We start from the raw sequence: 797 nt of genomic DNA on the forward strand, positions 1-797 counted from the left end.
TCGCGAACTTCACGTTCCAGTGCCTTGATCCGATCCCGTTCCTTAGTGGTCACACCATCTCGCATGCCACTGTCTTTCTCGGCCTGCTTGACCCATCCGTTCAAGGTCTGGGGAATACAGCCGGTCTCGGGTGCAATGGCCGCGATCGCGCCCGCCTGCGTTTCGTATGAGCCTTGATGCTCGAACACCATCCAGACAGCACGTGCGCGGACCTCGGGCGAGTAGCGATTTGCCATTCTGCTTTTCGTCAGAACCATCATCCTTACTTAAGTTGATGGTCTCCGACAAAATCGGAGCGATTCATATGTCCGGCCCTTCGTGAAACGGCAAAAGAATGACCTGGCTGATGCCGAGGCGATCGTGATCGCGGCGCAACGTCCCGAAATGCGCTTTGTCGAGCCGAAATGTGAGGGCCAGCAGGCCCGCGCCGTGCTGTTCCGTGCTCGCGAGCGCCTTGTCCACCAACGCACTGAACTCGTAAATGCGCTGCGCGCGGTTCTTTACGAATTCGTGAACATCGTCCCACCGGGGGTCAAGCATCTGAAGCGCATCGATGGGATGCTTGAGGAGCCGAACAGCGGTTTGCCTACTCTGGTGCGCGAAGAATGCCGGGACCTGATGGCACAGATTGCCGAAAAGACGGCACGGATTGAGGCAAAGACGAAGAAGGTGAAGGAATTAGCTGAGCAGACAGAGGTGGTCCTGAATTTTCGACCAGTTTTCCGCCGGGCTAAGCTATAGCATGGGTTTCATGTCAGGCGGCGGCTTTCAGGTGTTGATTGTGAGTATCATAGGCC

General features: G+C 56.5%; 1 protein-coding gene and 1 pseudogene. One reads left to right on the forward strand and one right to left on the reverse strand.

Going from position 1 to position 797, the window contains the following annotated elements:
- The coding region (locus DWB67_RS17760) for a transposase (protein ID WP_147385983.1) at window positions 1-251 on the reverse strand (251 nt) is incomplete at its 3' end.
- 52 nt (window positions 252-303) lie between these two features.
- Between DWB67_RS17760 and DWB67_RS18565 the strand changes: the two are divergent.
- Window positions 304-502: pseudogene (locus DWB67_RS18565) on the forward strand (transposase); the annotation flags it as partial.
- Between the last annotated feature and the right edge of the window lie 295 nt (window positions 503-797).

The organism is Paracoccus sp. JM45 (genome assembly GCF_003590715.1).
Lineage (GTDB): Bacteria > Pseudomonadota > Alphaproteobacteria > Rhodobacterales > Rhodobacteraceae > Paracoccus.